The sequence below is a fragment of the Homoserinimonas sp. A520 genome (assembly GCF_054489245.1).
This window is the reverse complement of record NZ_JBTMWX010000001.1, coordinates 184941-206077: the sequence shown is the minus strand read 5'-3', so window position 1 is coordinate 206077 and position 21137 is coordinate 184941. Positions and strand designations below refer to the sequence as shown.

23 protein-coding genes, 1 tRNA gene and 1 pseudogene are annotated in these 21137 nt (G+C 65.7%); 19 read left to right on the top strand and 6 right to left on the bottom strand.

Annotated features, from left to right (window positions below; genetic code table 11):
* Nucleotides 1-65: 65 nt before the first annotated feature.
* The 6 genes from ACX3PH_RS01025 (at nt 66) to ACX3PH_RS01000 (ending at nt 3409) form a co-directional block, all read left to right on the top strand.
* A tRNA-Trp gene (locus tag ACX3PH_RS01025) sits at nt 66-138 on the top strand.
* 86 nt (nt 139-224) lie between these two features.
* Entirely contained in the window at nt 225-497 is a 273-nt protein-coding gene (gene secE, locus ACX3PH_RS01020; protein WP_459088462.1) for a preprotein translocase subunit SecE, read from the top strand.
* A 68-nt stretch (nt 498-565) separates the two neighbouring features.
* Nucleotides 566-1522 carry a transcription termination/antitermination protein NusG gene (gene nusG, locus ACX3PH_RS01015; RefSeq protein ID WP_459088460.1) on the top strand — a complete coding sequence of 319 codons (957 nt, stop codon included), beginning with the start codon at nt 566-568 and terminating at the stop codon, nt 1520-1522.
* Nucleotides 1523-1600: 78 nt separating this feature from the next.
* Nucleotides 1601-2032: a 50S ribosomal protein L11 gene (gene rplK, locus ACX3PH_RS01010; protein ID WP_459088458.1), complete on the top strand. Its 432-nt coding sequence runs from the start codon at nt 1601-1603 to the stop codon at nt 2030-2032.
* 93 nt (nt 2033-2125) lie between these two features.
* The gene (rplA, locus tag ACX3PH_RS01005) at nt 2126-2815 is read left to right on the top strand and encodes a 50S ribosomal protein L1 (protein WP_459088456.1); all 690 of its coding nucleotides are present in this window, start codon (nt 2126-2128) and stop codon (nt 2813-2815) included.
* Nucleotides 2816-2878: 63 nt separating this feature from the next.
* Nucleotides 2879-3409, top strand: a complete 531-nt coding sequence (locus tag ACX3PH_RS01000; protein ID WP_459088454.1) for a GNAT family N-acetyltransferase — start codon at nt 2879-2881, stop codon at nt 3407-3409.
* On the opposite strand, the gene ACX3PH_RS00995 is transcribed toward ACX3PH_RS01000, so the two are convergent.
* Nucleotides 3406-4386, bottom strand: coding sequence for an NADP-dependent oxidoreductase (locus tag ACX3PH_RS00995; RefSeq protein ID WP_459088452.1), 981 nt, complete (start codon nt 4384-4386; stop codon nt 3406-3408). The two genes, ACX3PH_RS01000 and ACX3PH_RS00995, sit on opposite strands and share 4 nt — an antisense overlap.
* 87 nt (nt 4387-4473) lie before the next feature.
* Between ACX3PH_RS00995 and ACX3PH_RS00990 the strand changes: the two genes are divergently transcribed.
* On the top strand, nt 4474-5238 hold the full coding sequence (locus tag ACX3PH_RS00990; protein WP_459088450.1) for a DUF998 domain-containing protein: 765 nt from the start codon (nt 4474-4476) through the stop codon (nt 5236-5238).
* 34 nt (nt 5239-5272) lie between these two features.
* Here ACX3PH_RS00990 and ACX3PH_RS00985 read toward each other — a convergent pair.
* From ACX3PH_RS00985 to ACX3PH_RS00970, 4 genes and pseudogenes are all read right to left on the bottom strand, one after another.
* Nucleotides 5273-5854, bottom strand: a pseudogene (locus ACX3PH_RS00985) (alpha/beta fold hydrolase); the annotation flags it as partial.
* Complete coding sequence (locus ACX3PH_RS00980; protein WP_459088448.1) at nt 5854-6474, bottom strand: YqaJ viral recombinase family protein; 621 nt, start codon at nt 6472-6474, stop codon at nt 5854-5856. The gene ACX3PH_RS00980 and the pseudogene ACX3PH_RS00985, both read right to left, overlap by 1 nt.
* Entirely contained in the window at nt 6471-6791 is a 321-nt protein-coding gene (locus ACX3PH_RS00975; protein WP_459088446.1) for a Dabb family protein, read from the bottom strand. The genes ACX3PH_RS00980 and ACX3PH_RS00975 overlap by 4 nt, the downstream gene beginning before the upstream one ends.
* 24 nt (nt 6792-6815) lie before the next feature.
* On the bottom strand, nt 6816-8000 hold the full coding sequence (locus ACX3PH_RS00970) for an ROK family transcriptional regulator (RefSeq protein ID WP_459088444.1): 1185 nt from the start codon (nt 7998-8000) through the stop codon (nt 6816-6818).
* Between the two features lie 116 nt (nt 8001-8116).
* Between ACX3PH_RS00970 and ACX3PH_RS00965 the strand changes: the two genes are divergently transcribed.
* The 7 genes from ACX3PH_RS00965 to ACX3PH_RS00935 all read left to right on the top strand — a co-directional run bounded on the left by ACX3PH_RS00965 (nt 8117) and on the right by ACX3PH_RS00935 (nt 16061).
* Nucleotides 8117-9253: a Gfo/Idh/MocA family protein gene (locus tag ACX3PH_RS00965; protein WP_459088442.1), complete on the top strand. Its 1137-nt coding sequence runs from the start codon at nt 8117-8119 to the stop codon at nt 9251-9253.
* Nucleotides 9250-10755 (top strand): sugar ABC transporter ATP-binding protein, encoded by a 1506-nt coding sequence (locus ACX3PH_RS00960; RefSeq protein ID WP_459088440.1) that lies wholly within the window; start codon nt 9250-9252, stop codon nt 10753-10755. Before ACX3PH_RS00965 ends, ACX3PH_RS00960 begins: the two co-directional genes overlap by 4 nt.
* Nucleotides 10752-11759 carry an ABC transporter permease gene (locus tag ACX3PH_RS00955; protein ID WP_459088438.1) on the top strand — a complete coding sequence of 336 codons (1008 nt, stop codon included), beginning with the start codon at nt 10752-10754 and terminating at the stop codon, nt 11757-11759. Before ACX3PH_RS00960 ends, ACX3PH_RS00955 begins: the two co-directional genes overlap by 4 nt.
* Nucleotides 11756-12847: an ABC transporter permease gene (locus ACX3PH_RS00950; RefSeq protein WP_459088436.1), complete on the top strand. Its 1092-nt coding sequence runs from the start codon at nt 11756-11758 to the stop codon at nt 12845-12847. The genes ACX3PH_RS00955 and ACX3PH_RS00950 overlap by 4 nt, the downstream gene beginning before the upstream one ends.
* Before the next feature lie 25 nt (nt 12848-12872).
* Entirely contained in the window at nt 12873-14072 is a 1200-nt protein-coding gene (locus ACX3PH_RS00945; protein WP_459088434.1) for a substrate-binding domain-containing protein, read from the top strand.
* A 79-nt stretch (nt 14073-14151) separates the two neighbouring features.
* Nucleotides 14152-15021: a sugar phosphate isomerase/epimerase family protein gene (locus ACX3PH_RS00940; RefSeq protein ID WP_459088432.1), complete on the top strand. Its 870-nt coding sequence runs from the start codon at nt 14152-14154 to the stop codon at nt 15019-15021.
* On the top strand, nt 15018-16061 hold the full coding sequence (locus tag ACX3PH_RS00935; RefSeq protein ID WP_459088430.1) for a sugar phosphate isomerase/epimerase family protein: 1044 nt from the start codon (nt 15018-15020) through the stop codon (nt 16059-16061). Before ACX3PH_RS00940 ends, ACX3PH_RS00935 begins: the two co-directional genes overlap by 4 nt.
* On the opposite strand, the gene ACX3PH_RS00930 is transcribed toward ACX3PH_RS00935, so the two are convergent.
* Nucleotides 16058-16579 (bottom strand): GNAT family N-acetyltransferase, encoded by a 522-nt coding sequence (locus tag ACX3PH_RS00930; RefSeq protein ID WP_459088428.1) that lies wholly within the window; start codon nt 16577-16579, stop codon nt 16058-16060. The genes ACX3PH_RS00935 and ACX3PH_RS00930 overlap by 4 nt on opposite strands.
* Nucleotides 16580-16729: 150 nt before the next feature.
* Between ACX3PH_RS00930 and ACX3PH_RS00925 the strand changes: the two genes are divergently transcribed.
* The 5 genes from ACX3PH_RS00925 to rplL all read left to right on the top strand — a co-directional run bounded on the left by ACX3PH_RS00925 (nt 16730) and on the right by rplL (nt 21131).
* Nucleotides 16730-17470, top strand: a complete 741-nt coding sequence (locus ACX3PH_RS00925; RefSeq protein ID WP_459088426.1) for a response regulator transcription factor — start codon at nt 16730-16732, stop codon at nt 17468-17470.
* Nucleotides 17467-18945, top strand: coding sequence for a sensor histidine kinase (locus ACX3PH_RS00920; RefSeq protein ID WP_459088424.1), 1479 nt, complete (start codon nt 17467-17469; stop codon nt 18943-18945). Before ACX3PH_RS00925 ends, ACX3PH_RS00920 begins: the two co-directional genes overlap by 4 nt.
* Before the next feature lie 123 nt (nt 18946-19068).
* A complete protein-coding gene (locus tag ACX3PH_RS00915; RefSeq protein WP_459088422.1) occupies nt 19069-19848 on the top strand; it encodes a hypothetical protein in 780 nt (259 codons plus the stop codon).
* Between the two features lie 292 nt (nt 19849-20140).
* Nucleotides 20141-20656, top strand: a complete 516-nt coding sequence (gene rplJ, locus ACX3PH_RS00910; RefSeq protein ID WP_459088420.1) for a 50S ribosomal protein L10 — start codon at nt 20141-20143, stop codon at nt 20654-20656.
* 88 nt (nt 20657-20744) lie between these two features.
* Nucleotides 20745-21131, top strand: coding sequence for a 50S ribosomal protein L7/L12 (rplL, locus tag ACX3PH_RS00905; protein ID WP_459088419.1), 387 nt, complete (start codon nt 20745-20747; stop codon nt 21129-21131).
* The last annotated feature ends 6 nt before the right edge of the window (nt 21132-21137 follow it).

Sequence of the window (21137 nt, the reverse complement as noted above, 5' to 3'; positions counted from 1 at the left end):
CTATGCCCTTTTTTGGCAGCAAACCAAATCATCCTGCAGGGAAAGCGTGCGCGGTTTTGCACCGAAGGGCGGTGGCTCAATTGGTAGAGCAGCGGTCTCCAAAACCGCAGGTTGCAGGTTCGAGTCCTGTCCGCCCTGCAGCTTGGTTCACGCATCTGTGAATCAGCAATCGGTCGAGTGGTCAATCAGATCGCAAGACCAGTGTCCGGAAGGTAAGTAAAACTGTGGCGAGAAACAGCATCGACGAACCCAGCGAGGATGTCGTCGCCAGCGCCAAAACGGAGAGAGCGAGCCGTCGTGGTCCGTTCGCCGGCATTGCGCTGTTCCTCCGTCAGGTCATGGTCGAACTCAAGAAGGTCGTCACCCCGACCCGCAAGGAACTGCTCAGCTATACCGCGGTCGTGCTGGTGTTCGTCGTCATCATGATGGCGCTGACCAGTGGTTTCGACGTGCTGTTCGGTTGGCTGGTCGCCAACGTCTTCGGTGACGGCGCCTAACAGCCGTCAGCGGTCGGCCACGCGGTCGACGATCCTGCCGGGACCACCCGGAACAAAGACTTCAAGAAATGGAATGGAATTCAGTGTCTGACACCGAACGCGAAGAAAGCACCTCGGCCGCCGAGCAGATCGACTTGTCGACTGCGGCAGAGCAGTCCTCCGAGGAGGACGAGCAGCTGGGTGGACCGGTGCTCGCCGAGGCGATCGCCGACGTCGTCCCCAACGAGGAGCAGGCGATCCACGTAGTTGATGAGGACAGCATCGAGGAGAACAGCGCTGAGGAGAACCTCGCAGAGGCGCTGGATGCCGCAACGGTGGCAGCAGACCCTGCAGCGGATGCCGTCGCCGACGAGGCGCTCGCCGAGGTAGACGAAGCTGAGGCCGAAGAGGCCGGGGTCGAAGAAGCTGAGGTCGACCCTTACGAGGAGTTCCGCGCCGAACTCAAGTCACTGCCGGGCAAGTGGTACGTCATCCACTCCTACTCCGGCTTCGAGAAGCGCGTGAAGCAGAACATCGAGAACCGCCGCGTCAGCATGACCATGGAGGACTACGTCTTCCAAGTCGAGGTTCCGATGGAAGACGTCGTCGAGATCAAGAACGGCCAGCGCAAGCTGGTCACCCGTGTGCGCATCCCCGGCTACGTCCTGGTTCGCATGGAACTCAACGAAGACAGCTGGTCCGTCGTGCGCCACACCCCGGGCGTCACCGGCTTCGTCGGCAACGCCCACAACCCGACTCCGTTGCGCTTCGAAGAGGCGTTCTCGATGCTGAAGAGCCTCGCCCAGATCGTCGAAGCTCCTGCGAAGGCCGGCGCCAAGGGCGGCAAGGCCGTCAGCCGCTCGATCCCGCAGGAAGTGGACTTCGAGGTCGGAGAGACCATCACGATCAAGGAGGGCTCGTTCGCGGGTCTTCCCGGTTCGATCAGCGAGATCAAGCCGGAAAGCGGCAAGCTCACCGTGCTTGTCTCCCTGTTCGAGCGTGAGACCCCGGTTGAGCTCTCGTTCGACCAGGTCACGAAACTGTAAAATCACCGCGCCCCGGAAATGCCGGGAAGGCGGAAGAGCATCCGGAACTCGGGTGCTCGAAACTGAAAGAAGGAAACAATGGCACCGAAGAAGAAGGTTACTGGTCTGATCAAGCTTCAGATCCAGGCCGGCGCCGCCAACCCCGCACCGCCCATCGGGCCGGCGCTGGGTCAGCACGGCGTGAACATCATGGAGTTCTGCAAGGCGTACAACGCCGCGACGGAGTCGCAGCGCGGCAACGTCATCCCGGTCGAGATCACCGTTTACGAGGACCGCTCGTTCACGTTCATCCTGAAGACCCCGCCCGCCGCTGAGCTCATCAAGAAGGCTGCCGGAGTCTCGAAGGGTTCGGGCACGCCGCACACCGTCAAGGTTGCCAAGCTGTCCCAGGACCAGGTGCGCGCCATCGCAGAGCAGAAGATGGCCGACCTCAACGCGAACGACGTGGACGCGGCTATGAAGATCGTCGCCGGCACCGCCCGCAGCATGGGCATCACGGTCGACGCGTAGTCGTCCCCGACTTGTATGACGCGCATAGGCGCGTCACCAGTGGAAGAGCCCGCCTGGCTCGCTACCCACGAACTCAGATTTAGGAGAACCAACATGGCACAGAAGTCAAAGGCCTACCGCGCCGCGGCCGAGAAGATCGAAGACGGCAAGTTCTACACCCCGGCCGAGGCTGTGGGCATCGCCCGCGAGACCGGCTCGAAGAAGTTCGACTCGACTATCGAGGTCGCGCTCAAGCTGAACGTCGACCCGCGCAAGGCGGACCAGATGGTGCGCGGCACCGTCATCCTCCCGCACGGCACGGGCAAGACCGCCCGTGTCATCGTCTTCGCGACCGGGCCTGCTGCCGAGGCTGCTATCGCGGCCGGCGCGGACGAGGTCGGCGGCGACGAGCTCATCGAGCGTGTGGCCGGCGGCTGGACCGATTTCGACTCCGCTGTCTCCACCCCGGAGCTCATGGGCAAGGTCGGCCGTCTCGGTAAGGTTCTTGGTCCGCGTGGCCTCATGCCGAACCCGAAGACCGGCACCGTAACGCCGGACACCGCGAAGGCCGTGTCTGACATCAAGGGTGGAAAGATCGAGTTCCGCGTCGACAAGCACGCCAACGTGCACTTCATCGTTGGCAAGGCGTCGTTCGACCAGGAGAAGCTGTCCGAGAACATCGCAGCAGCCCTCGACGAGATCGTGCGCCTGAAGCCGGCTTCGTCGAAGGGTCGCTACGTCACCAAGGCGACGGTCACCACGACCTTCGGCCCCGGCATCCCGGTGGACGTCAACGCCATCTAGTCACATTCATGGAGGGGGCCCGCTTCGGCGGGCCTTCTCTGTTCTATAAGGAGAATGCAGCGGATGAGCGTAGTGGTGCGAATTGCCGGGCCGGCGGATGCTGCGGCCCTTCACGAGGTGGCGGCAGTCACCTTCGGGCTGGCCTGCCCTCCCGGCACCGAGCAGCACCAGATCGACGCCTTCATCGGCGAGCACCTGTCCGAGGCCAGGTTCGCCGACTACCTGGCTGATGACTCTCGTCAGCTCCTCCTCGCCGAAGAAGCCGGCCGGCCGGTCGGCTACACCATGCTGGTGTTCGGTGAGCCGGCGGACCCGGGTGTTGCAGCATCCGTCTCCGCCCGTCCGACGGTCGAACTGAGCAAGGTCTACGTGTTGCCTGGACTGCACGGGTCTGGCACATCGGCGCAGCTCATGGCGAACACCATGGAGGCGGCTCGCTCCCGCGGCGTTGCCAGCGTCTGGCTCGGCGTCAACCAGCGGAACACGCGTGCCAACCGCTTCTACGAGAAGAGCGGATTCGCCCAGGTCGGCGTGAAGAAGTTCCTCGTGGGCGACGAGGTGCACGACGATTTCGTACGGGAGTACGTCTTCTAGCGTTCTGCGCTGACCTCGAGCACGATCTTGCCTCGGGTGTGGCCCTTCTCCAGTTCCCTGTGCGCTGCAGCCGCCTCGCCCAGCGGGTAGACCCTGTCGATGTTCACGGTGACCTTGCCCGCCTCGATCAGGTCGGTGATCTGCTGCAGCACCCGGGCATCCGGGCTGACCTTGTAGTTGGTGGCGTACATCCCCGCAGCATCCGCCTCATCCTGGAAGGTCGGCCAGCTTCCGGTCGGTACGTTGACGATGATGCCGCCGGGGTGCATCGCCTTCAGCGACCGGGTTCCGGTGTCGTCGTGCACGTTGCCGATCAGGTCGATGACGGCATCCAGCTCGCTGAGGTGGTCTTCGAAGCGGGAGGTCTTGTAATCGATGACTTCGGATGCGCCGAGCGAGCGGAGCCAGGCGACGTTGTCGCCTGAGGCGGTCGTCACCACTTCAGCGCCGCGGTAGACGGCGAATTGAACGGCGAAATGGCCGACACCCCCGGCGCCGGCGTGAATGAGCACTCGTGTGCCTTCGCGCACCTCGGCCACGTCGAGTGCACCCCAGGCCGTCAAGGCCGCCAGGGGAACGCCGGCGGCTTCCGTCGCGGGCAGGTTCCGCGGTCGGCGGGCGACGCTGAGAGCGCCGACCGGCACGTACTCCGCATAGCTGCCCTGGGTGCGCGGCACCGACATCATGCCGTAGACGGCGTCCCCCGGTTGGAGCGGATGCGCGGTGTACGACGTCTCGATCACCACACCGCTGAAGTCGCCGCCGAGAATGGCGGGGTATTGGCCGATCGCGTATGACACCCCTTTGCCGGAGCGGGTCTTCGCGTCGATGGGGTTGATTCCGGCGGCCGACACTTTGACGAGGAGCTCACCGGAGACGATTCGCGGCGTGACAACCTCGGCCAGGCGGAGCACTTCGGGGCCGCCGGTCTGGTCGAGGACAACAGCCTGCATGGTGTCGGGGACATTGCTCTGCATGGTCTTCGCTCCTGTGTGGTTGTCCCGATTCTATTCGCGCAGTGGAACCCCTCGACGGAAGCATGTTCTCCCCACTACGATTCCGCTGTGAATCCCTTCCACCGCCGCGACCCGTCAGTTGCTGTGGCGCGGCGCCTGGACTCCGTCGCGGCCGCCGTGGGTTGCGCCCTGGTGCTGACCGCACTGTCCATCATCTGGGCAGCCAGGCTGAGCATCGGGCGGGATGTCTATGTGAGCGTGATGGGTGCGACCGGCATGCCGACGGCCGGCTGGTTCCAGTTCGCTTTGGTGCTGGTCGCCCTCGGGGGCGGGCTGATCGCGTTCGCGGCCCGGGACATCCGCGTCTCCCCGCCGGTTCTACGCTGGTGGCCCCCCGCTGTTTCGCTCGGTCTCGCCAGTTTCTTCTTCTTTCTCGCGTCCCAGGTGACCTGTACTCCCGGATGCCCGCTGCCGTACGGCCCGGAGTTCACCTGGCCGGATTTCACCCACACCACGTCGGCCATTCTCGCCTTCGCGCTCGCCTGCTGGGCGATGTTGCAGCTGACGCGGGTATCCGGCCGGAGGATGATGGCCGCGCTTTCCCTCTGCTGCGGCGTTGCGGTTGCCTTGATCGCCGGAGCCGGGGGACTCATGTCGCTGGCGAATTGGGAGGTGGGCCTCGGGAGCCGGTTCGAGTTCGCGGCAGCGACGATCGCCATCCTCTGGCTGGTCAGCCTGGGGGTGGTGATCGCAAGGCCGAACTCACCGCTGCCCGCGCCCGGGCCAGGTATAGTGCCATTCCGTCGTCGCGTGCCGGTATCTCCGTCAGCGTCGAGCCGACCAGATGCCGGTGCCACTGTGTCGCCACCGTGAGCGGATGCACGGGGTCTCTCGGCGCAGCAATGATCGTCGTGGGAACGGCCGGCGGTGGCTCGCCGGGCTCGAAGGCGCGGTTTCGCGGAAGCTCCATCAGGCGGATCGCGCGCGTTGTGGCATCCGGTCTGCGGAATTGTTCGATCACTCCGGCGGCGCCGAGGCGGGACGCGGTGCGGAGGCCCCGATAGAGCCCGGTTCGGCGAAACACGGCCTCGGCGCGGTCGGGCGGATGCCGGTGGAGGAGTTCGGCAATCACCGGGAACACCGCGAGGTTCGCAGGCAGCGGATGGTCGGTGAACGCCGGCCGCAGCAACACCAACCGCTCAATCGGCAGCGCGCCGGTCTGGGCCAGGCGCAGCGACAGCGCTGCCCCGAGGGAGATGCCGATGAGTGTGAGCGGCTCGTCGTCGAAGCCGCTCTCCTGCACGGCGTGCAGCAGTTCCCGGGTGATGGCGGCGAACGAGAAGTCGGCCGGTCCGCCGATCAGCGGCGAGTCCCCGTGAGCTCGGATGTTCGGCGCCAGAATCCGCGCATCCGCCGGGAGAACCGGCCCAACCAGGTCGAGCGGCTGGCTGCTATCGCCGCCGAGGCCGTGAAGCAGCAGGAAGGCCATCAGCCGGGAATGCCGTGCCGGAGGGTGTCGAGAACGCGATTGGCGAGGCCGACCAGAATGTGGATCTCGTTGTCGTCGCGGTCCACCCACCGGCATTGTGGTTCGGCGGCAACCGGCACGAAGTTGTCGTGCTGCTCCCAGACCACGAGGGTGCGCTCCGCTCCCAGCACGTACTGCTGCCAGAACACCTGGCGGAGGTAGGAGCGGGGGATCGACTTCCATGCGGAGCTGGTGGTCTTGATCTCAGCGAGCACGACGGCGCCCGCGATCAGCCCAACGCCATCCGGGGTGGCCAGGTGAGCGGTTTCGCCGTGTGCGTGGTACAGCGCGGCGCTCGGGGCGATTCCGTGGTTGGCCCTGACCCAGCGGGCGATCTGGGGTTCGCGCTCCCGACCGTGGTCGGTGAACGCGTTACCGCTGAACCGGCTGCCGTAGTACTTGTCGCGGGCGACGGCGAGCACCGACCGCTCACTCGAGAGCTTGGCGACATCCGTGGCGGTGATGCCCCGGCTGCGCGCACGGAGCCAGGCGACGCGGTCCGTCGATTGCGCAAGCACCCGCTGGCGGTGGTCTGGTGCCGGCTCGTCCCAGAGGTCCAGGGTCGGCTGCACGATAGTCACTCGACCATTGTCTCCGACCGTCCGTCATTCAGCGGCACATAATCGAGCTCCTGGAAATCTGCTACTTCTTTTTCCCACCGGTTCGAGACGAACGACCGGTGCAGCGGATGCGCGTTGTACGCCTCGTACGCCGCCGCATCCGCGAATTGCATCGAGAACGAGAATTGGAAGTCGCTTTTCGGGCTGACCTGCCGCAACTGTTCGAACCGGTCTACACCCGGTATGGACGCCAGGACGAGCGCCGAATCGAGGAAGTCCGATTCGGCGGCGGAGCCGTTCTCGTGGTGCAACGAGAACGCGACGGTGTGGCGGATCATGCTTCCTCTTTCGCAGGTGACGCGTCAGCCGGCCATCGCGTCGATGTTCTCCGGCGAGAGCGCGTGGTGGATGGCGAGCATGCTGGCCCCGATGACGGCGGCGTTCGAGCCGGCGCTGGACTGCACGATGGAAAGGTGTTCGGTGGCCAGCGGCATCGATCGCGTGTAGACGACTTCTCGAACGCCGGCGATCAGGTGCTCGCCCGCCTGCGCCATCGAGCCTCCGATGGCGATGACGGATGGGTTGACCAGGCTCACACAGGCGGTGAGGACTTCCCCGATGTCCCGCCCGGCCTGCCTGATCGCCTGGATCGCCTCGATGTTGCCTCGCTTGACCAGCGCAACGACCTGCTGGCCGTTCTCGACGTCCAGCCCGGCCTGGCGCAACGCACCAGCGATGGCTGGTCCGGATGCCATGGCCTCCAGGCATCCGCGGTTGCCGCAGTGGCACGGAACCCCGGCACCGCGCGCGATCTGCACGTGCCCGATATCGCCGGCGATGCCCTGGGCTCCGCGCTGCAGGAGCCCGCCGGAGATCACCCCGGATCCGATGCCGGTCGCCACCTTGACGAAGATCAGGTGCTCGGTCTGCGGCCAGGCGAATGCGCGTTCGCCGAGGGCCATGATGTTCACATCGTTGTCCACCAGTACCGGAACCTCCAGGTGCTGCTGCACCCAGCCCGGGACGTCGAAGCGGTCCCAGCCCGGCATGATCGGCGGGTTGATCGGCCGCCCGCTGGCGTGGTGCACCGGCCCGGGCAACCCGATGCCGATCGCGATGAGGTCACGCTGGTCGCGGTCGATGCTGGCCAGGAGCTCGCGCCCGGAGGCGACCATCCAGCCGAGCACCCGTTCCGGCCCGTCGGCGATGTCGATCGGGTCGTTGACCTCGCCGAGGCGTGTTCCGGCCAGGTCGGTGACGGCGAGCGTTGCGTGGGATGCGCCGAGGTCCGCGGCGAAAACGAGGCGGGCGGTCGGGTTCAGCGCGAATTGCGATGACGGGCGACCTCCGGTGGAGAGAGCGTCATCCACCGGGCTGATCAGGCCGAGTTCCATCAGCGAATCGACGCGGGACGCGATGGTTGAGCGGGCGAGCCCGGTGAGGGTGGACAGGGCCGCGCGGGTGCGCGGCTTGCCGTCGCGCAGCAGTTGGAACAGCTCACTGGCCCCGGAACTTCCCAGGGCTGAGCCCCGACTTATGTCGACCATGCGCTCAGTAAACCACACCGACAAACCCCGGCCAACGCGCGACTATTGGTTTGTCGACAAATCACTTTTGTACGTCGGGTGGTAAAAGGTGCGCATTCTGTGTCAGAATGCTCGGCATGACAACGGATGTCACTCGCTCCCTGCCAACCCCGGTGGTCGGCTTCATCGGCGGCGGCTTCATGGGCGACGTGCACAGCCGAGCATCCCGTTCAGCCCGTGCCTCCCTGCGCGGCGTGACCTCTTCCTCGCCTTCCAGCTCCGAGCGTGCCGCCGAACGTCTTGGGCTTCCGCTGTCGTATCCCAGCAGCGAGGACCTCCTCGCGGACGACACGATCGAGGTCGTCCACGTGTGCACCCCCAACGCGACTCACTTCGAGTTCGCGCTCGCCGCGCTTGACGCGGGAAAGCACGTGGTGTGCGAGAAGCCGCTGGCGACCTCCAGCGCGGAAGCCGAAAAGCTCGCCTCCCGTGCGCGGGCGGCCGGGGTGACCGCAACCGTGCCATTCGTGTACCGCTACCACCCGATGGTTCGCGAAGCGCGGGCGCGAGTCGCCCAGGGCGAACTCGGCACCCTGCTGACCATCCAGGGCGGCTACCTCCAGGACTGGCTGCTGTCCAAGGCCGACGATGACTGGAGAGTGGACGCGTCGTTGGGTGGGCCGTCCCGAGCGTTCGCTGACATCGGCTCCCACCTCTCCGACTTGATCGAGTTCGTCACCGGGGACCGCATCGTGCGGTTGGCCGCGACGATGCGCACCGTGTTCAACGAGCGCGCGACGAACCGCGACATCGCAACGGAAGACGCGGTCGCGCTGGTGGTGGAGACGGCATCCGGAGCCATCGGTACTCTGCTGGTGTCGCAGGTGGCGCCTGGGCGCAAGAACTCGCTGACCTTCGAGCTCAGCGGAAGTTCGGAGAGCATCCGTTTCGACCAGGAGAACCCCGAGACGCTCTGGCTCGGCCGGCGAAGCGGAACGCAGCTCCTCTCCCGCGAACCAGGGCAGCTCAGCGCCGATGCGGCCAGGCTCTCGCTGGTGCCCGCCGGGCATCCGCTCGGCTATCAGGACGCCTTCAACGCCTTTGTCGCAGACACCTATGCGGCCATCGCCGGCGGCACCCCAGAGGGCCTTCCGACCTTCGATGACGGTCTTCGTGCCGTGCAGGTGACCGAGGCGGTGCTGGAATCCGCCGCGACCGGAACCTGGGCTGAGCTTCGCAAGCCCCAGTATGCGACGGCCGGAGGAGCAGCATGACGGCCCCCATTCTGAGCGCCCGCGACATCAGCAAGTCGTTCTTCGGCGTCGAGGTACTGCACGGAGTCTCGATCGAGCTTCGGGCCGGCGAGGTGCACGGCCTCGTCGGCGAGAACGGGGCAGGCAAGTCGACCCTGATGAAGATCATCGCGGGCGTGTACCAGCGCGACGGTGGCCAGCTCGAGTATCTCGGGCAGGCGGTCGACTACACGCACCCGATCCAGGCGATGCATGCCGGAGTGGCCACCGTGTACCAGGAATTCAACCTGCTGCCGGAGCGCAGCGTCGCCGAGAACGTGTTCCTGGGCCGGGAGCCGCGCAAGGGCGGATTCGTCGACAACCGCGGGATGGCGGCGGCAACCGGAAAGCTGCTCGCCGAACTCGGCATCACGTTCATCGACCCGAACTCGGCGGTGCGCACCCTGACCGTCGCCGAGCAGCAGATCGTCGAGATCACCAAGGCGCTCTCATTCGACGCCAAGGTCATCTCCATGGACGAACCGACGGCAGCCCTCGCCGATAACGAGGTCGAACTGCTCTACGGCATCATCGAGCGGTTGAAAGCGCGCGGCGTCGCCATCCTCTATGTCTCGCATCGGTTGAAGGAGATCTTCGACCTCTGCGACACCATCACGGTGCTGAAGGACGGCGCCCTGGTCTCAAGCGGGCCGGCCGGCGAGCTCACCACCGACGAATTGGTGCGACGGATGGTCGGACGATCGATCTCCGCATACTTTCCAGGCCGGCTCGAGGGAACGGAACGCGGGGAGACCCGTCTTTCCGTGCGGTCAGGTGGCAATGCCTACATCTCAGACGTCGACCTCGACCTGCACGCCGGCGAGATCGTCGGCGTCGCGGGGCTCCAGGGCAGCGGTCGCACCGAACTGGCTGAAGCCGTCTTCGGTGCAGGCCCGTTCACCAGGGGAACCGTCACCCTGGACGGCAACACTGTCGCCATCACCAGCCCGCGACGCGCGGTGAAGGCCGGCATCGCCCTGGTGACGGAAGACCGCAAAGCGCAGGGCCTCGCACTCAGCCAATCCGTCATCGACAACGCGCTGCTGGTGATCCGGAGCGTGTTCGCCTCACGCACCCGTGCCGCGCGCCAGCGCGTCCCCGGCATTCTCTCCTCCCTCGAAATCAGCTCGCGCGGACTCGACCAGGAGGTGCAGTACCTCTCCGGTGGCAATCAGCAGAAGGTGGTGCTCGCCAAGTGGCTCGCCACCGATCCCCGTGTGGTCGTCTTCGATGAGCCGACCCGCGGTATCGATGTCGGCGCCAAGATCGCGGTCTACGACCTCATGCGCGCGCTGGCGAAGAACGGAGTCGCGATCCTGATGATCTCATCCGAGCTCCCCGAAGTCATCGGCATGTCCGACCGCATCCTGGTGATGCACGACGGACGCATCGCAGCCGAACTCGACCCGGGATCCGCGGAGGAGACCGTGCTGGCCGCAGCAACCGGCACCTTGGCAACCGCCGGCGGGGAGGTCACGCTATGAGCACCACGGTGGCGCCCAGGCGGCGGGTGCGTCTCGACACCACCGCGATCGTCTACATCGCCCTCGTCGGAGTCATCGCTCTCGGGGCAGTGCTGGTCTCCACGGTTGGACGGAACTTCTTCAGCGCCGGCAACATCCGCGACATCCTCACCGGGATGAGTGTGCTGGGGTTCGTCGCGGTCGGTCAGACGCTCGTCATCCTGATCGGCTCGCTCGACCTCTCGGTGCCGTACGTGATCAGCCTCTCCAGCCTGCTCGCGGCCGAGACGATGCGCGGGAACCCCGGAAATATTCTGTCTGCGGTGGTGCTGGCGCTCGGGGTGTCCGCGTTGATCGGGCTGGTGAATGGGCTCATCGTCACCGGGTTGAAGGTGCACGGCTTCATCGCAACGCTCGGCGTCGGGTTGATCGTGAAGGGCTACCTCGACACCTTCTACAAGGGCAGCAGCGGCAGCGTGCCACCGGAATTCCAGTACATCGGGGCTACCGGCCTCGGCCCGGTCCCGATCTCGACCATCATCATGCTGGCGCTCGCCGTTGTGGTGTTCCTGTTCCTCAAGAAGACTCGCACCGGACACCAGATCTACGCGGTGGGCGGAAACCTTGCGGTCTCCCGGCTCTCCGGCATCCGCACCTGGCACCCCATTGTGACGGCCCACGTCATCTGCTCGGTCACCGCCGGAATGGCCGGTCTGCTGCTCGCGTCGAGGCTCGGCGTCGGAAGCCCGACAGTGGGGAGCCAGGGCGGATACGACCTGCTCTCGATCGCTGCGGTCGTGCTCGGCGGCACCCTGCTCGCCGGCGGCCGAGGCTCAATCTGGGGCACCATCGGCGGCGTCGCGATCTTCGCGGTGCTGGACAACGTGATGAGCGTCATGCAGGTCAACCCCTTCCTGAAGGACGTAGTCCGCGGAGTCGTCATCGTCGCAGCCGTAGCCATCTACACCGGCCGTGCAGTGGAGAAGCGTCGAGCGCGGTTCGCGGCGAAGGAGGTGGCGAAGTGACGTCGCAATCGACGACCTTCGGGTCGCGCGCCGCACGCGCCGCGATCACACTGGTGAGCCCACGTGGTGCGGTGTTCCTGTTGCTTGCCATCCTGCTGATCGGGATCACCGTGCTGAACCCGAACTTCGCAGAGCCCAGCCAATTCATCCGCTTCATCCAACGCGTCGCACCGATCGCAATCGTCGCGATCGGACAGTACTTCGTCATCGTCTCCGGCGAATTCGACCTCTCGATGGGCTCGTTGATCACCGCCCAGGTGGTCATCGCCGGAAACCTCATCGGACAGGACGCCAGCCAGAGCATCCCGGTGCTGATCTTCATGATCGTCTTCGGTGCCCTGATCGGGCTGGTCAACGGCCTGGTGACGACGCTGCTGAAGGTTCCATCGTTCATCGTGACGCTCGGCATGATGCTGGCGTTGCTCGGCGGCGTGCTGTTCTGGACCGGCGGTGCTGCCACCGGCAACCCGGCCGACGAGTTCCGCCAGATCGGCCGTGGCGGCATCCGCGATGTGCCGATCGTCGACGTGATTCCGTGGTCGGTGATCATCCTGGCCGCTGTGCTGGCCGTCGCCATCTGGATCTCGAAGCGGCCATACGGGCGCACGCTGATCGCTGTCGGCGACAACGTCACGACCGCCCACTATGCCGGGGTTCGGGTGTGGTGGGTCAAGACCAGTGCGTTCATCATTTCCAGCCTGACCGCCACCATTGCCGGTGTCCTGCTGGTCGGCTACGCCGGCGTGCACCCATCGGTCGGCCGCGGCTACGAGTTCATCGCCATCACCGCGGTGGTGCTCGGCGGCGTGGTGCTCGGCGGTGGACGCGGATGGGTCGTCGCGGCGATGGCCGGCGCATTCGCCCTCGAGGCGCTGTTCACCCTGCTGAACTTCACCGGTATCCCGTCGACCCTGCGTGACGCCATCCAGGGCGTGCTGATCATCCTGGCCGTCGCCTACTCGGCCACCACTTTCCGAGCTCGCCGCAAGGAGCGCTCGGTCCTAGCTTCTCCCGCAATGGGGAAGGAGCCGGAACTCGCCCCCGAGCCGGCTCGTCCTGCACCACAACCAACCCCTGAAGGGGACTAGCTAGACATAACAAGGAGGTTAAGTGATGCGACGCCCAACACAGATGGCAATTGCCATTGTCGGAGCAGCAGCACTGTTCGCCCTGGCCGGCTGTACCACCGACCCATCAGTCACAGCGCCCACCGAAGGCGAAGAGACCGAGACGGTTGAGTGGTTCGACCAGGCACTGTTCGACAAGCAGCTTGAAGAGATCGGCACCACTCCGGAAGGTCCGGCAGACCAGCCGTACCTGCAGTACATCAACGCGGAGATGATCGATACATCCCAATACGCGAGCGAAGGCGCGAAGAAGGCCTGCTTCGCGAACGCCTCCATCTCCAACCCCTGGCGCCAGACCGGCTGGATCACCATGAACGAACAGCTCAAGGTGCTCCAGGAGCAAGGCGTCATCTCCGAGATGGAGACCCGCGACGCGCAGGACGACGACAACACGCAGATCGCCGACATCGACTACTTCATCGAAGAAGGCAACTGCGACGCGTTCATCATCTCGCCGAACAGCACGGCGGCGATGACGCCGGCGGTCGAGCGTGCCTGCGAAACCGGCAAGCCGGTCGTCGTCTTCGACCGAGGAGTTCAGACCGAATGCCAGACCACGTTCATCCACCCGATCGGTGGATTCGCCTGGGGCATCGAGTCGGCGAACTTCCTCATCGACAACCTGGAGCCCGGAAGCAAGGTAGTCGCCCTGCGCATCCTGCCAGGCGTTGACGTTCTGGAACAGCGCTGGGCCGCGGCCGAGAAGCTGTTCGGTGAGAACGACATCGAAGCCGTCGACTACTTCACCGGTGCCGACCCGGCCGAGATCAAGAAGATCATCTCGGACGAGCTCGCCAAGGGTGACGTTCACGGCGTGTGGATGGATGCCGGTGACGGCGCCGTCGCAGCAATCGAGGCGTTCGAGGATGCTGGAGTCGACTACCCGGTGATGACCGGTGAAGACGAGTTGAGCTTCCTGCGCAAGTGGGAGGAGACCGGGCTGACCGGCCTCGGCACTGTGTACTCCAACTTCCAGTGGCGCACGCCGCTGCTCGCCCTGCAGAAGATCTTCGCCGGTGAGGAGATCCCCAAGGAGTGGGTGCTCCCGCAGGAGCCGATCACCGAGGAGGAGCTTGCTGCCGCCCTGGAGAACAATGAAGGAATGCCCGATGGCCACTACGCCCGCTTCGGCGGCGAAGACCTCCCCGGCTACCCGACGGTCTGGCAGGAGCGGATCATTCCGTAACCCGTAGCACCCTGGGGGTTGGGTGGCATCGGCTGAGTCGGTGCCACCCAACCCGCATGCTCGTACCAATGGAGGAACGTTGCGCAGAACCTTGGGAGTGAACACCTGGGTGTGGGTCTCCCCGCTCACCGACGACTCGCTCGACCAGCTGGCCCGCAAGGCGGCCACCATGGGCTTCGAGGCGATCGAATTGCCGGTGGAGTCGCCGGGTGACTGGGATCCGGCGCGGGCCGCCGACCTGCTGGCCGAGCTCTCGCTGGCCCCGTACGTCGTCGGCGCGATGGGAGCCGGTCGTGACCTGGTGGAGGCAATGGATGATGCAGTCGCTGCGACGCAGCGTTACCTCATTCACTGCATCGACGTCGCACAGGCGCTCGGCGCATCCGTCGTCGCCGGCCCCTTCTATGCCCGAACCGGCCGGACCTGGCGGATGTCGCCAGAGACGCGGTCGGCCACGGTCGCCGAACTCCGCCGCAACCTGGCGCCTGTGGTTGATGCGGCGATCGACGCGGGTGTGACGCTCGCGATCGAACCGCTGAACCGCTACGAAACCAGCCTCATCAACACGGTCGAGCAGGCACTGGATGCGCTGGAGCCGCTCCTTGGCCCGGGTCTGGGCCTCGCCCTGGACAGCTACCACCTGAACATCGAGGAGAAGAGCCCGACTGCCGCCATACGGCTGGCGGGCGAACACCTCGCCCACGTGCAGGTCTGCGGTAACGACCGCGGGGCGGTGGGCGATGACCACACCGACTGGTCGGCGTTCCTGGACGCCCTGGACGATGCGGGGTACTCCGGACCCCTGAACCTGGAGAGTTTCACCGCGGAGAACGAGACGATCGCGACAGCGGCGTCGATCTGGAGGCCGCTGGCGGCCAGCCAGGACGCCCTGGCCGAGCGCACGCTCGCATACTTGACTGAACTGCAGGATTCGAGGGAGCAACAATGACGCAGGACACCGCACGGCCCGACGCGCAGGAGAGTTCGCACCCGGTGACCTTGTTCACCGGGCAGTGGGCCGACCTGACACTGGAAGAGGTGGCGAAGTACGCCAGCGAGTGGGGTTACGACGGCCTGGAGATCGCATGCTCAGGCGAGCACCTCGACGTCTGGCGCGCGGCGGAGGACGAGGACTACCTGCAGGGCAGGCTCGACATCCTGAAGAGGTACGACCTCGGCGTCTACGCGATCTCCAACCACCTCAAGGGCCAGGCCGTCTGCGACGACCCGATCGACTTCCGGCACCAGGCGATCGTCGGCTCGAAGGTCTGGGGCGACGGGGAGGCCGAAGGCGTGCGGCAGCGCGCGGCGGAAGAGCTGAAGCTCACAGCGAAGGTCGCCCGCAAGCTCGGCATCGACACCGTCGTCGGTTTCACCGGGTCGAGCATCTGGCAGTACGTCGCCATGTTCCCTCCGGTGGGAGCGGATGTCATCGAGGCCGGCTTCCAGGACTTCGCCAATCGATGGAACCCGATCCTCGACGTCTTCGACGGTGAGGGCGTGCGGTTCGCCCACGAGGTTCACCCCAGCGAGATCGCCTACGACTACTGGAGCTCGGTGCGCGCGCTCGAGGCGATCGACCACCGTGAGGCATTCGGCTTCAACTGGGACCCGAGCCACTTGATGTGGCAGAACATCGACACCGTGGCGTTCATCGTCGAGTTCGCCGACCGCATCTACCACGTCGACTGCAAGGACACGCGGATGCGCCCGGCCAACGGCCGCGCCGGCGTGCTGGGGTCGCACCTGCCGTGGGGTGACCCGCGTCGTGGATGGGACTTCGTCTCGACCGGCCACGGTGACGTTCCGTGGGAGGACGCCTTCCGGGCGCTCCGCTCGATCGGCTACACCGGTCCCATCTCGGTGGAGTGGGAGGACGCCGGCATGGATCGCCTGCACGGTGCGAAGGAGGCGGTCGGCTTCATCCGCTCCCTGCTCTGGAAGCTGCCCGAGCAGTCATTCGACGCCGCGTTCAGCAACCAGGACTAGTGCAGCTCCTTCACCATCTCGAGCTCCCGCTGCTCAGGGTTCAGCACGTAGGCTTCCGACTTTCCGGTCAGCCGATACCCGCTGCGCTCGTAGAACGCAAGCGCGCGCGGGTTGTCCTCGTGCACGTGCAGGTGGATCTTCCGGTCGACTGTTGCCGCCCATTCCTCGACAGAGCTCAGCAGGGCGGATGCCACGCCGTGTGCCCGCCCGCGGAAGTCGGGAGAGACGTACACCCCGACCAGCAGCGGCCCAACCACGTCGGGCCCGGACGCCACGAACCCGCCCATGCTGCCGACCCATCGCCCGGTCGCCTTGTCGATGGCGACCACCAGGATCTGGTCGGGTGCCTCGCCGCGGGCCGAGCGCATCCGCCACTCCGCTTCGCCCCAGCGCCCGGCATTGGCCAGGGTCTCCCCGAAGGCCGATGGGGTGTCGGCCAGCATCTCCAGGCGCAGCGCGCGGTACTCTTCCCAGTCGATCTCGCGGGTGCGGCGAACGGTCACGTCAGCGGATGTCATCCGTCCATTCAATCGTGAACGCGCGGCCTTTTCCGCGGGACGCGCGCGAAATTCCGGCCGCGCACCACCGCGTCGCCGGGTGAGGGGTACACCCAGCGGGAGTACGGCCGCTTCATAGGGTTCTCATAGCTTCGCCAACAGAATGTATTCATGACCTCCGACCGCGTTGAAGCAGTCCCACGGCTGACCCGGCCTGACGGCTCGCCGGTGCGCGCCGTCGTCGTCGACGACGAGTCGACCCTGGCCGAACTGCTCACCATGGCGTTGCGCTACGAAGGGTGGGAGCCTCGCTCGGCGGGAACCGGCCAGCAGGCGGTGAAAGTCATCCGCGAGTTCAACCCGGACGTCGTCGTGCTCGACGTCATGCTTCCCGACATCGACGGGCTCGAGGTACTGAAGCGGATTCGAGCAAGCGGGCACACCATGCCGGTGCTCTTCCTGACCGCGAAGGACGCCCTGGACGACCGGATCGCCGGCCTCACCGCCGGCGGCGACGACTATGTCACCAAGCCGTTCAGCCTGGAGGAGGTCATTGCCCGCCTGCGCGGGCTCATGCGCCGCTCCACGCTGGTGGTCGCCGAGAAGCCGGACCCCGTGCTGCGGATCGGAGATCTGGTACTCGACGAGGACAGTCACGAGGTGCACCGCGGCGATCGTTCGATCGAGTTGACCGCGAAGGAGTTCGAGCTCCTGCGGTTCCTGATGCGCAACCCGCGCAGGGTGGTGAGCAAGCTGCAGATCCTGGACCGCGTCTGGAGCTACGACTTCGGCGGCAAGTCGAGCATCGTCGAGCTCTACATTTCCTACCTGCGCAAGAAGGTGGATGCGGGGGAGAAGCCGATGATCCACACGGTTCGCGGCGTCGGTTACCTGATCAAGGCGCCGAAGTGACCGACCACGCGTCGCAGCATCCTGGTCGATGGTCGCTGCGGGCTCGCCTGCTGTTGAGCGTGGTTGCCCTGTTCGCTGCTGCCAGCCTCGTGGTGGGAGTGCTGAGCGTCGTCGCCCTGAGGGGCTTCCTCATGGACCGGTTGGACGAGCAACTGTCTTCGGCCACCGGTCGCTCGCAGGATGCCGTGGGCGGCGACCCGGGGAACGCCCCGGCGCCGCCGACCCCGGATGAGCTCTCCGAGTTCCGGGCAGGAGTGCAGGGCCCGTTCACCGTGACCGCGGTCGTCACCAGCGACAGCGTCCTGGCGGTGGTTGTCACAGCGGATGGCAACCTGCGGCAGCTCTCCGACCAGCAGAGCCGGATGCTCGCCGAGGTCGACGACGACGGCACCCCGGTCACCACCAACCTGGGCGGAGGGCTGGGCAACTACCGCGTCTCGGCCGTTCCAGTGACGCTCAACGGTCGCGACACGGTGGCCCGTGTGGTGACCGGCCTGCCGCTCGGGGAGGTTGAGGGGACCCTCGTGCAGCTCAGCGTCATTATCGGCGCTGTGACACTGCTCGCGGTTGGCGCTGCGACCGGCGTCGGTGCGCTCATCATCCGTCGGGCGCTCCAGCCGCTGGAGCAGGTGGCTGCAGTCGCCTCGCGCGTGACCGAACTCCCGCTCGACCGGGGCGAGGTGGCGTTGTCGGCCCGGGTTGCCGACGCTGACGCCGACCCGAGCACAGAGGTCGGCCAGGTGGGGGCGGCCATCAACCGGATGCTCGGCCACGTGGCATCCGCCCTCAGCGTCCGGCAGGAGAGCGAGAACAAGGTTCGGCAGTTCGTGGCGGATGCCAGCCATGAGTTGCGAACGCCCCTCGCCTCCATCCGCGGTTACGCCGAGCTGACCAGGCTCGGCAATCACAAGCTGCCCGACGATGTCGTGCACGCGATCGGACGGGTGGAGTCCGAGGCGAAGCGCATGACCTCACTCGTCGAGGAGTTGCTGCTGCTCGCGCGCCTGGACGAGGGGCGCGACCTTCAGCGACAGCCGTTCGACCTGACGCAGCTGATGGTCGACGTGGTGAGCGACGCCCACGCGGCAGCACCGGAGCATGAGTGGTCGCTCGACCAGCCGGAGGAGCCGGTCGTGATCGTGGGGGACGCGCCGCGGATTCACCAGGCGTTAGCCAACCTGCTGATGAACGCGAAGACGCACACGCCGGAGGGAACGCGGGTCGAGGTGGCGCTGGCCGCCCAGGACGAGCACGTCGTCATCACCGTGACGGATGATGGTCCCGGCATCCCGGCGGAACTGAAGTCCCAGCTGTTCGAGCGGTTTGCACGGGGTGACGTCTCCCGGTCGAGGGCGGCCGGCGGCACCGGCCTCGGCCTGGCGATCGTGCGGGCGGTGGTGACCGGCCACGGCGGGACTATTGGGGTGAGCAGTCATCCCGGCCACACCCGGTTCAGCATCCAGCTCCCCCGTTAACGGGGGCAGAACGGGTCGAATTCCGCGCATCCGTGTCACACTATTCCGTACCCCGCGCTATTCGAAGGACCCGAATTGAGAATCGCGTTTACCCTAGGGGCTGCCACAAAAGTCAGCCTTGCCATGCTCGTGAGCATTGGCGCGCTCGCTGCCGGCACTTCCGCCGCCGCAGACGAGCCATCACGAGTGCCTGAAGAGGTGGCTGAATACTTCTCGTCGCACCTGATTCCTCGCCTCGGCGACCTCTATGGGCCGGGCGTTGGGGGAGAGCCCGGTATCGCCTTCGACGAGTCCACCACGACGGTCGGACCGATCACCCGGGTCATGGTGTGGACCGAGGACTTCCGCGCCGGGGTCGATACCGACCTCGCGGTCGAGCTCAGCAACTCCTGGGTTGCTCCGATCACCAGCACCGAAGCGACGGCCGAGGCGGCAACGGATGCTGCTGTGCCTTCCGAACCCCCGGCCGAGGTTCTGCAGCTGGGCCTTGCCACCGTGTGGATCAGCCCCTATTCGAACCTGCCGGAGCTGGCGAACTTCGTTCCAGGCGCCGGGCTCGGCCCGGCCATTGCGGCGGCCCCCGAGGGTTCAATGCTGGTGCATGACGAGGAGCAGGATGCCTGGTACGCGCTCTCTGGCGACCAGCTCACCCCCTTGGCGCAGGGTGGCGAAGCCGTCTCCGGCGCGGCGATCGACCTCGACAACGCACAACAGACGCTCTGGCAGGAACTGGAGACGCTGCCGACGCCGCGCGCGAACAACGGGTTCGTGATTGCCGGGCTGACCCTCGCATTCGTCGTCGTGCTGCTGGCTATTTTCGTGCTGGTCCCGGATCGCCGGCATACCGCGCTCGACCCGGAGGTCGCCCTGGGCTTCGGGCCGTCCGACGGCAGCAGGAACTGATCTGGGCCGATTTGCGGCACATTGCGCCAACCCGTAGTCTTGACGGAGCCAAAGACCGCTGGTTGTTGGTGTGCCGAGCTGCAAGGCCCAGGCACATCGATCGAAGGTTGCTCGTGAGAGCGACGCCCGCGCAGGTGTGTGAAGTTCAGATTCCCTGCCAGTGCAATGCCATTGCCAGGATTTCCAGCTCCGTGCGCTTGCGCCGGAGCTTTTTTAGTTTCTCCGGCGGATGACGGCTGAAGCACCACAGCACTGCGCAAACTGCAGTGCACAACGATTATTGAGGAGCCACATGGCGAACAAGGAAGCTTCGGTTGCCGAGCTTGCGGATCTTTTCCGCAACTCGACCGCTGTTCTGCTGACCGAGTACCGCGGCCTCTCTGTTGCCCAGCTCAAGGAGCTGCGTACGGGCATCAAGGAGAACGCAAGCTACGCCGTGGTGAAGAACACGCTGACCAAGATTGCGGCAAACCAGGCAGGCATTTCGTCGTTCGACGATGAGCTTGTCGGGCCATCCGCTATCGCTTTCGTGCACGGTGACCCTGTCGCCGTCGCAAAGGGTCTTCGCGACTTCGCCAAGGCAAACCCTCTGCTGGTCATCAAGGGCGGTTACTTCGACGGTAACGCCCTGACCGCCGCAGAGGTCAACAAGCTCGCTGAGCTCGAATCCCGTGAAGTTCTGCTCGGCAAGCTTGCCGGCGCCTTCAAGGCTTCGCTCTTCGGCGCCGCTTATCTGTTCAACGCACCGCTGTCGAAGACGGTTCGCACCGTCGAGGCGCTGCGTGAGAAGCAGGAGTCCGCGTCCTAATTCGGGACTCGACGAAGCAGAAACCGCTCTGAAGGTAACGGCCCAGCCGGCATCCGACAGAGCACAAAGAACTAACAAGGAGAAAATCATGGCAAAGCTGTCAAGCGACCAGCTCATCGAAGCATTCAAGGAGCTCACGCTCATTGAGCTCAGCGAGTTCGTCAAGAAGTTTGAAGAAGTATTCGAGGTCACCGCTGCTGCTCCGGTCGCCGCTGCTGCCGCTGGTGGCGGCGCTGCTGCTGCAGTCGAAGAGGTCGAGGAGAAGGATTCCTTCGACGTCGTCCTCGAGGCCGCTGGTGAGAAGAAGATCCAGGTCATCAAGGAGGTTCGCGCCCTGACCAGCCTGGGCCTCGGCGAGGCGAAGGCTGTCGTTGATGGCGCTCCGGGCAACGTGCTCGAGGGTGTCAACAAGGAGACCGCCGAGAAGGCGAAGGCTCAGCTCGAAGAAGCTGGCGCCACCGTCACCCTCAAGTAGTCACTT